Origin of the sequence: Haloferax sp. AB510, assembly GCF_024136985.1 — an archaeon.
In the GTDB taxonomy this organism is placed as follows: domain Archaea; phylum Halobacteriota; class Halobacteria; order Halobacteriales; family Haloferacaceae; genus Haloferax.
Genome location: NZ_JAMYJY010000160.1, coordinates 1 through 5596, shown reverse-complemented (window position 1 = coordinate 5596; position 5596 = coordinate 1). Strand labels below are relative to the sequence as shown.

The window sequence follows — 5596 nt, the reverse complement described above, 5'->3', positions numbered from 1 at the left end:
GTCGAGTCTGGCGGGAAGACGAGCGCACGGACGACGACCGGCGAGGTGAGGGCGGGCGCATCGTCGTCGGCCGCGCGACCCGCCCGTTCGTCCTCCGAGACGCCACCGGGGAGATTCGGGTCCGCGTCCCGCCGGCCGGACACGTGGTGTTCGGCGGCGACGGAGACGACGAAGACGACGGAGAGACCGGCGTCGTCGCCCACGGCGACGAGGTCGCGGTCACGGGACGAGTCGCTCGCGACCGCGATGGGCGGCGACTCCTGACCGGGCCGCGGTTCGTCGTCCGCGCGGACACGACTTGACAATCCGGCAGAATCCTTATCGGGATGCCACCCGACGGGTTCGGCATGGCAAACCTGCTCTCGGACGACGAAATCGACGCACAACTCGGGTCGGATTGGGAACGCGACGGCGACGAAATCGTCCGCGTCTACGAGTTCGACGACTACCTCGACGGGGTGGCGTTCGCCGCCAGCGTGGGCGAGGTCGCAGAAGAGGAGTTCCACCACCCCGAGATAACGATTCGGTACCAGGAGGTCGAGGTCCGCCTCACGAGCCACGAGGAGGGCGGCATCACCGACAAGGACCTCCGGCTCGCCGACCTGTTCGACGACGAACTGTGAGCGACGAGGGGACCGCGACGCTCACCTACGTCTTCCGGGTCCGCTTCCGCCTCGATTCGGCCGGGGGCGTCGAGACCGACCCGCGGGAGTTCGAGACCACTGTCCGCGTCACGCCCCCACCGCCCGGCGAGGAGGGCTGGCTGCTGTTCCGTGACGCGCTCTGGCGGGGCGAGGTGAACGACGAACGCCACGCCCGCGACCTCGCGGCGTCGTGGCTCGACGTGCCCGTCGTCTCGTGTTCGTTCTCCGAACTCCGGGCCGACGAGGCGTCGCTGGACGCGTTCCGCGAGGCCGTCGCCGCGGACCTCGGCGCGTTCAACGCAGACTCGGTCCGCGAGGTGCTCCACAAGTACTTCGGGAGCGCGATTCGCGTCGAATCGGGCGGTTCCTGACGCGGGGGAAGACATTTATCCACGCCTGACGTACTGTATTGTCCGAATGGTCGCCGATGACTACGATTTCTGGCTGTTCGACCTCGATGGGACCCTCGTCGATGCCGAGTGGTCGTACACGCGTGACGTGTTCGACCGGGTCGGCGACCGACTGGGTCGTCAGTTCACGGACCGCGAAGCCGAGACCATCTGGCACGGTCTCGGCGGCGCGCGCGACCCGATGCTCCGCGAGTGGGGCATCGACCCCGCCGAGTTCTGGCCCGCGTTCCACCGCGAGGAAGACCCCGCAAAGCGAGCCGAAGTGACGTACCTCCACGACGACGCCGAGCGCCTCATCGAAGAGATTCACGCCGCCGGCCGGCCGGTCGGCATCGTCACGCACTGCCAGCAGTTCCTGACCGACCCCGTGTTGGACCACCTCGACGTGCGCGACTGGTTCGACGCCGTCGTCTGCTGTACCGAGGAAACGGGGTGGAAACCCGACGCCGCGCCGGTGCGACGCGCTATCGGCGAGCTGGGACTCGACGACCGGCTCTTGACCGACGGCGGCACCGCGGGCGTCCTCGCCGGCGACGGCGAAAGCGACATCGGGGCCGCGTGGAACGCCGGCTTGGACGGCATCCACGTCGAGCGCCACGGCCCGGAACACCGCGGACGCTGCGTGCTCGGCGAGTACCGCGTCGAGAGCTTCGACGACCTCGTTCGGTCCCGCTGAACGGGGCGATTCCGCTCGAAGCGGTGCTGCGACGGGAGCGGCAGTCCACAGAGAAGAACAGAGAAATCGACGCTCGGGGGGGGAGAGCGCTCAGGACAGCGTCTGCTCGGGCGTCGGCCGAGCGAAGATATCGCCGGTGCTCGTGACGGCGACCTGAATGTCCTCGTAGGGGAACCGGACTTCGATGCCGGGACGCTCTTCGGCCTCGACGACGGGTCGAAGCAGTTCTTCGAGCGCGTCGGTGTCGATGTACTCGTACAGTGGGGTTTCGATGGCCGAGAGCCCGCCGTAGGACTCGACGGCCTCGACGACGACGATACCGAGTTCCTCGTCGCCGAGCCACTGCCCGACGAGCTCCCAGTTGTCGTCGAGGCTGAACGTGGCTTCGGCGGCTGCGTCGGCGTGTTCTTCGAGCGCCTGCGTGACCGCGGAGGCGCCGACCGCGAGCGCTGAGTCGACGCTGTCGTCGTCGACGAGGCTCCGGACACGCTGGAGGACCGTCGCGAGGTCGCCGGGGCCCGCTTTCTGGACGTACTCGGTGACGCCGGCGGTCGAGGCGACGTCGGCGACCTCGGGCCACGATTTCGCCGTGAACAGGAGGATTGGGATATCGGCGTGTTCTTGCCGAACGGCTTTGACGAGCGGCACCCCGTTGGGGAGCACGAGCGAGTCGCTTACGACGCAGTCGACCGACTCAGCCGAGATGACACCGAGCGCCTCGGTCGCCGACTCGGCAGTCAGAAGAGAGACGGCGTCGAGTTGGCGGAACGCGGCTTCCGAGAGGGCGAGCATCTCGGGGTCGTCGTCGACGTGAAGGACCTTCAGAGGGCGGTTCATATACCAATTGTACACGCTACGCGGATAAAAACGTTCTACTTATTTTATACTTCAGCGGGAGATGAATATCTAAACGGACTACGGCCGGTTTCTAAAGGGTTACGGCGGCGTTCAGGCCCTCTCGAACCCTGTGAGGCCGGCAATCGCGTCGTCGATCGTCGCGAGCGCGTCGCGAAGCGAGGCGACGCCGAGTTTATCGATTCGGGCCGGGTTCGCGAGGACGGCGACCCGCTGTTTGCCGAGCGAGACGAAACCGAGCCCGAGCGAGTCGGCGGTGGCCCGAAGGCCGAGACCGGCGTCAGCGCGGCCGGCGGCGACCGCTCGCGCCGGACTCTCGAACGCTTTCGTCCCGCGGTCGAATCCCTCGATGGCCTCGACGAGTTCGTGTCTGGTCGTCCCGCGCTCGTTCGCGAGGGCGGCGACGGCGTTCCCGAGGTCGGTCCGCAGCCCGGAGTTCGAATCGCGGTTGACGAAGCTGAGGTCGTCGTCGACGAGGTCCGCGAGCCCGGACACCTCGTCCGGGTTGCCGTCGGGGACGACGAGGCCCCATTCGCGCGTCCACGAGCCGAGTTCGACCGCGTCGATTTCCTCGACTGCGCCGCCCTGGTCGCCCGCGACGACGGCCACGTCAGCGATTTCGTCCCTGAGTCGTCGCAGGCCCTCGCGGGAGCCGAACGGGAGATACCGCGGCGACGACACGCGGTCGAGCAGGCGCGAGAGCGCGGGGTCGTCCTCGCCGACGCCGAGCAGTTCCGGCGCGCGAACGTCGGGCGAGAACAGGTGGACCGTCACCGACTCGCCCTCGGCGAGGTACTCCACGTCGGCCGGAACCTCGACGACGCCGTCGGCCTCGACGAGGCTCGTCGTCGCTCCCGAGCCCTTGTCGACGGGGTAAACGAGCGTCTTTCCGTCGCCGTCGGCGACCAGTCCGACCGGCATGAGCCGCGTCCGGCCCTCGGCGTACCGCTCGCGGGTGGCCATCGTCCCCTCGACCGTCGCGGTCCGAGGCTCCGGGAGGCCGGCGGCGTCGCGGATTGCCGGCGCGACGAACGTCCGGAAGATGGTGAGCGCGGAGACCGGGTAGCCGGGGAGGCCGACGTAGGCGCTCCCCTCGCCGAGCGTGCCGACGAGCATGGGTTTCCCGGGCTTGACGGAGACGCCGTGCAGCAGGAGTTCGCCGCGCTCTTCGACGACGCGGTAGATGACGTCGACCGCGCTCGCGGACGTGGAGCCCGACGAGAGCACGAGATCGCACTCGTCGGCCGCCCGTCGGAGCAGGCGCTCCAGCTCCTCGTAGTCGTCGCCTGCGTGGGGGTAGAGCTTCGGGACGCCGCCGGCCTCTTCGACCCCCGCGGCGATGGTGTAGGAGTTCACGTCGTAGATTTCGCCCGCCTCCGGGCGGAGCTCTTCGCCCGGCCGGACGAGCTCGTCGCCGGTCGAGACGATGCCCACGGTCGGCGTCCCGCGGACCGGCACCTCGTCGACGCCGAGCGCCGACAGCAGACCGATTTCGCGCGGCGTCAGTCGTGTTCCGGGGCCGAGGGCGCGAGCGCCGGCGGCGATGTCGGTCCCGGCGGGCATCACGCTGTCGCCGGGGGCGACCGACGAGTAGACGACGAGCGAGCCGTCTCGCTCCTCGGTTCGCTCCACGATGACGACGGCGTCCGCGCCCGGCGGCATCACCGCGCCGGTGGAGATTTCGACGGCGGTTCCGGGATCGACCGCCACGTCCGGTTCGTTGCCGGCGTGGACCGCCCCGGCGAGGTCGAGTTCGACCGGCTCGGCCTCGTCCGCACCGAAGGTGTCGCGGGCGCGGACCGCGTAGCCGTCCATGCTCGCGCGGTCGAAGCCGGGCACGTCGAGTTCGGCGTCGATTCGCTCGGCGAGGACGCGGCCGCGGGCGTCTTCGAGCGCCACCGTCTCGGCGTCGGGCGTCAGGTCGAGCGACGCGATGGCCTCGCGCGCTTCCTCCGGAGAGGCGAGGTCGCGGAACTGCTTTCTCATGCAGACCACTCCCAGCCCTCGACGGCGACCGTGTCGCCCTCGTCGTAGCCCTCTATCTCCTCCGGGACGACGACCCACCCGTCCGCGAGCGCGACGCTGGAGAGGATGCCCGACCCGCTCGTCCGGGTCGGCTCGGCGGTCGCCTCGTCGCCCGACGTGTCGAGTTTGACGCGGGCGAACGTCCGCGTACCCGGCGAACTCGGGATTTTCCTGGTGAGCGTCGCCTCCTGCGTCGGCAGGGGACGCTCGGGGAGCGAGCCGACGTGCTTCAACACCGGCCGGAGGAACTGGAAGGCGTTGACGACGCAGGCGACCGGGTAGCCGGGGAGCATCACGACCGGCGTGTCCTCGACGACGCCGACCGCGACCGGGTGGCCGGGTTTGAGCGCGACGCCGTGGACCAGTACCTCGCCGATATCGTCGATGACCTCGGGGATGAGGTCGCGCTCGCCGACAGAGGACCCGCCGGTGGTGACGACCACGTCGTGGTCGAGGTCCGATTCGACGGCCTCGCGGAGCAGGTCGGCGTCGTCGACGACGATGTCGCGGTAGCTCGCCTCGCCGCCCCAGCGTTCGACCAGTCGGGAGACGGTCAGGCCGTTGGTCTCGATGACCTCGCCGGGGCCGGGGTCGGATTCGACGAGTTCCTCGCCGGTCGGGATGACCGAGACGTGGGGGCGTTCGAACACCGTCACCGCCTCGACGCCGACGGAGCGAAGCAGGCCGATGTCCGACGGGCGAAGCTCGTGGCCGGCCTCGAACAGCGGCGTTCCCTCGCGCACGTCCTCGCCGCGCTCGCCGACGTTCTCGCCCTCCGCGAGCGCGTCGAACACTTCGAGTTCGTCGCCGAGTCGTTCGGTGTGTTCGACCATCACGACGGCGTCGGCCCCGTCGGGCACGTCGCTGCCGGTGTGGACGCGGGCGGCCGTCCCCGGCTCGACCGGCCCGTCGACGATTCGGAGAACGTTCGGGGAGATTGGCGTACGTGACTGCGAGCCCGAACGGCATCGCGAAGAGGTAGCCAA

Annotated in this window: 6 protein-coding genes and 1 pseudogene; 4 read left to right on the top strand and 3 right to left on the bottom strand. The window is 69.5% G+C overall.

Annotated elements, in window-relative coordinates:
* The 4 genes and pseudogenes from NKF06_RS19530 to NKF06_RS19515 form a co-directional block, all read left to right on the top strand.
* A pseudogene (locus tag NKF06_RS19530) lies at positions 1–302 on the top strand (hypothetical protein); the annotation flags it as partial.
* Between the two features lie 45 nt (positions 303–347).
* Positions 348–623, top strand: coding sequence for a 4a-hydroxytetrahydrobiopterin dehydratase (locus tag NKF06_RS19525; RefSeq protein ID WP_253246364.1), 276 nt, complete (start codon positions 348–350; stop codon positions 621–623).
* Positions 620–1015 carry an LWR-salt protein gene (gene lwrS / locus NKF06_RS19520; protein WP_253246363.1) on the top strand — a complete coding sequence of 132 codons (396 nt, stop codon included), beginning with the start codon at positions 620–622 and terminating at the stop codon, positions 1013–1015. The genes NKF06_RS19525 and lwrS overlap by 4 nt, the downstream gene beginning before the upstream one ends.
* A gap of 46 nt (positions 1016–1061) precedes the next feature.
* Positions 1062–1730, top strand: coding sequence for an HAD family hydrolase (locus tag NKF06_RS19515; protein ID WP_253246362.1), 669 nt, complete (start codon positions 1062–1064; stop codon positions 1728–1730).
* Positions 1731–1820: 90 nt separating this feature from the next.
* Here the strand turns inward: NKF06_RS19515 and NKF06_RS19510 are convergent, their stop codons facing one another.
* The 3 genes from NKF06_RS19510 to NKF06_RS19500 all read right to left on the bottom strand — a co-directional run.
* Positions 1821–2567 (bottom strand): HalOD1 output domain-containing protein, encoded by a 747-nt coding sequence (locus tag NKF06_RS19510; protein WP_008095760.1) that lies wholly within the window; start codon positions 2565–2567, stop codon positions 1821–1823.
* Positions 2568–2678: 111 nt separating this feature from the next.
* A complete protein-coding gene (locus NKF06_RS19505; protein WP_253246361.1) occupies positions 2679–4571 on the bottom strand; it encodes a molybdopterin biosynthesis protein in 1893 nt (630 codons plus the stop codon).
* A partial coding sequence (locus NKF06_RS19500; RefSeq protein WP_253246360.1) for a molybdopterin molybdotransferase MoeA occupies positions 4568–5596 on the bottom strand: 1029 nt, incomplete at its 5' end. The genes NKF06_RS19505 and NKF06_RS19500, both read right to left, overlap by 4 nt.

Bases quoted from the DNA above. Each gene is read 5' to 3' on its own strand.
- NKF06_RS19515 (WP_253246362.1), top strand. From the start codon at position 1,062: ATGGTCGCCGATGACTACGATTTCTGGCTGTTCGACCTCGATGGGACC.
- NKF06_RS19510 (WP_008095760.1), bottom strand. From the start codon at position 2,567: ATGAACCGCCCTCTGAAGGTCCTTCACGTCGACGACGACCCCGAGATG.
- NKF06_RS19505 (WP_253246361.1), bottom strand. From the start codon at position 4,571: ATGAGAAAGCAGTTCCGCGACCTCGCCTCTCCGGAGGAAGCGCGCGAG.
- NKF06_RS19525 (WP_253246364.1), top strand. From the start codon at position 348: ATGGCAAACCTGCTCTCGGACGACGAAATCGACGCACAACTCGGGTCG.